Consider the following 3,411-nt stretch of genomic DNA (forward strand, 5'->3'; position numbering starts at 1 on the left):
CCACAGGTCTTCGAGCAGGTTCTTCTCGCGCAGCGTGTCCATCGGCTGCCAGAAGCCTCGGTGCTCGAAGGCCATCAACTCGCATTCGCCGGACAGGCGCTCCAGCGGTGACGATTCCCAAGGGGTCTCGTCGGCAGCGATGTAGTCGATCACCTTCGGCGACAGCACGAAAAAGCCGCCGTTGATCAGGCCGCCGTCGCCGCGCGGCTTCTCGGCGAAGCCGGCGACGCGAGCGCCGTCCATCTGCAGAGCGCCGTAGCGGCCGGGCGGTTGCACGGCGGTGACTGTCGCCAGTTTGCCGTGTGCACGATGGAAGTCGACCAGGCGGGAGACGTCGACATCGGCGACGCCGTCGCCGTAGGTGAAGCAGAAGGCCTGCTCGTCGCGCAGGTAGTCGGCCACCCGCTTCAGGCGGCCGCCGGTCATCGTGTTCTCGCCGGTGTCGACCAGCGTCACCCGCCACGGCTCCGCCTTCTGCTGATGCACCTGCATTTCGTTCCTGGCCATGTCGAAGGTCACGTCGGACATGTGCAGGAAGTAGTTGGCGAAGTACTCCTTGATCAAGTAGCCCTTGTAGCCGCAGCAGACGACGAAGTCGTTGATGCCGTGCGCCGAGTAGATCTTCATGATGTGCCAGAGGATCGGCTTGCCGCCGATCTCGATCATCGGCTTCGGCTTGAGATGCGTTTCTTCGCTGATGCGTGTGCCGAGACCGCCGGCGAGAATTACCGCTTTCATGCTGGACTCCCTTTTCGTTCAATTGCACCGGGAACCGGTTTCAGGTCGAGTTCCGCAGCGAGTGCGCAGCCCCACTCACCGGCAAACTCCTGGAGCGGGAAATGCGGAACCAAGCCATCGAGATACGCCATCAGAAAACGATGGAGGCGCTCCTCGCGGTCCGGTTGTATTGCGTAGTCGCCGTCGACGAGGATTTTCGCGAGCACCTCGGGCAGGTCGTTGATGACCGGAACCCGATAGATCAGATCGGAAAACTCGAAGAAATTCCGGCCGAGCAATACGGTCGGCTTGTCGAAGACGAGCGCCTCCATCGCCACCGTGCCGGATACGGCGACGACCGCATCGACGCGCTGGATGATTTCCTTGGCCGGCGCGTCGCAGAAGACGACGTTGTAGAAGCCCGCCAGGTGCTCGTACTGCCAGCGCGGCCGGTTGCCGCGACCCCAGGGATGCTCCTTGACCACCAGCGTGTAGCCGAGCGGCAACGACTTCGAGATGTTCTCGACGAGCGCCACCTGGTTCACATGCCAGATGCCCTGCGCGAGCGTCGACTGCTCGGGCTGGTAGTGAATCGCGAAAAAAACGCTCCGGGACGGAATGGAATCCGGGTCGGACGGGCCAAAGGCGTTCCGGGTCAGCTGCTTGCGGGTGATGCGCAGCAGGTTAGCGCGCACCTTGCGCAACGGGTCGATCTTCACGTACTCGACGCGCTTGTTTCGCCGGGCGTTCTCGCTCAGGTAGGAGAGGAAGCGAACGGCGTTAGGAGACAAGGCGCGGCGACCGGCCGTCTTGCCTTTGGAGGTGGTCGCGTTGAACGCCGTCTTTCCGTCGAAGCCGCGGATCGACTGGATCAGTGTCTCGACGCGCGCGCGCTCCTCGGTCGTCAGAGGAGTTGCCGCGCGCACAGCGAACGAGCGCGTCATTCGCTCGCACTCCAGATATTCGCTGTTGGCGAAGAAACCGCCCCCCTTCCCAGGCTCGAGCAGCCAGGCCGGAGCAATCGCATATGCGGGAATCCGGAGATGGCGGGCCACCTTGAAGGCAATCAGCGAGAAGAGCGTATCCGCCGTCTGGCACACCATTGCGCCGCACCCATCGAGCACCTGCTCCAGAAAACGGACGATGGCGACGACGAGGCCGCGAACATACTCGGGCGACTCCCTGCGATCCCCCGCTGCCCCGAGCAGCATCGAATAGTCCGTAAAGGCGCGCTCCGCCGCCACGACCTCGGACCAGTTCACTTCCCGGTAGTCGCGCACGAGACGATCGATCTCGTCGTCACCGGCAACCGGAGCATTGCGGACATGCGCCTCGAAGCTGAGGCAGTCGGCATCGACAAACCCCTGGCCGACGAGGTCGGATCGCTCGCCATCGAGCCAGACGGCAAACCGGCTGGAGGCACCGAATCCGTCGTGCAAGGCTTTCGCCATGCCGGCATAGAAGGCGTAGACTTCCCGCCCCCCCTGGTTGCCGATGAACGCTACCTTCATCGCCACAACCCCTTACGCGCCATGCCGGAAATCGGTCGTCGCGAGTTCGGCGGCGATCCTCTGGCCGGCATCCCCCCGCCCGAACAGGTAATCCGGCTCATAGCGGCCGTGATCCACCTGGGCGCGCACCTGTGCCGCAATATGGTCGCGGTCGTAGCTCGCGAAAACGACGTTGCGGCCATGCTCCCGACCTTGCTGGCGGTCGCCGACGATCACCGAAGGCACGCCGAGATAAGCCGCCTCGCGGATGAAGGACGAGGAGTTCCCGACGCAGCACAGGGCATTGTTCAGCACGCGGGCGTAGTCCTCCGGCGAGAAGTTCTTGTAGTAGTAGATCGGCTCGTTCATGTTGAACTCGCGGAAATGGCGAATCCCCTTCGAAACGTCGTCGCTGCCCGCATCGACGTTCGGCCACATCACCACTTTCTGGATATCCGGAATGGACTTCAGCGCCTGCAGTGTCTGGCTGACCTCTTCGAACCCGTGCCCGTAGCTGGTCGTCACCGGATGCTGGATCATCAGCACGTAGGGCTTGGACCAGTCGATCGGCCTGCCTACGCCGAGATAGCGCGACATCTGCTCGTTGGAGATCGACATGTCCTCGTTGGCCAGGATGTCCATCGCCGGGCAACCGTAGTTGAAGACGTAGCGGGGATTCTCGCCCATCGAAACCACCCGCTGCGCCGAGAGCTCGGAAGCGACGAAATGGAGGTCGGCCAGCTTCGTGATGGCATGACGAACCCGATCGTCGATGTTGCCGCTCACCTCGCCCCCCTGAAGATGTACGAGCGGAATATTCAGGTAAGTCGCAGCAATCGCGGTGGCCATCGTTTCGAAACGATCCGCGACCGTCACCACCATGTCCGGCTGCAGATCCTCGAAAGCGGACGACAGCTCGACGATGCCGAGGCCGGTCGACTTTGCCTGCGTCGCCAGGGTTTCCCCTTCGATCACGTAGTGTATGGAGCGGACGGGGGTGAAGCCGTCCGCCTTGATGACGTTGATCGCCTTGCCGAAGCGTTCGAGCAGCGTCGATGCACCGACGATCACCTGCAGTTCCAGGTCCGGATGCGACTGAACGGCCCGCATCAGGTACTTCACGCGCCCGTAGTTGGCACGGCTGGCTACTACCACGCAAATCTTTCTCTTCATTTCAAATCGTCCTGTTGCAGGAATTCCCAGC

Annotated in this window: 3 protein-coding genes; all 3 read right to left on the minus strand. The window is 62.6% G+C overall.

Going from position 1 to position 3,411, the window contains the following annotated elements; genetic code table 11:
• A partial coding sequence (rfbF, locus tag RKP46_RS19700) for a glucose-1-phosphate cytidylyltransferase (RefSeq protein ID WP_311108200.1) occupies nt 1-738 on the minus strand: 738 nt, incomplete at its 3' end.
• Entirely contained in the window at nt 735-2,228 is a 1,494-nt protein-coding gene (locus tag RKP46_RS19705) for a hypothetical protein (RefSeq protein WP_311108201.1), read from the minus strand. The genes rfbF and RKP46_RS19705, both read right to left, overlap by 4 nt.
• 12 nt (nt 2,229-2,240) lie before the next feature.
• The gene (neuC, locus tag RKP46_RS19710) at nt 2,241-3,380 is read right to left on the minus strand and encodes a UDP-N-acetylglucosamine 2-epimerase (protein ID WP_311108202.1); all 1,140 of its coding nucleotides are present in this window, start codon (nt 3,378-3,380) and stop codon (nt 2,241-2,243) included.
• Nucleotides 3,381-3,411: the final 31 nt, after the last annotated feature.

Source organism: Accumulibacter sp., from assembly GCF_031732815.1.
GTDB lineage: Bacteria > Pseudomonadota > Gammaproteobacteria > Burkholderiales > Rhodocyclaceae > Accumulibacter.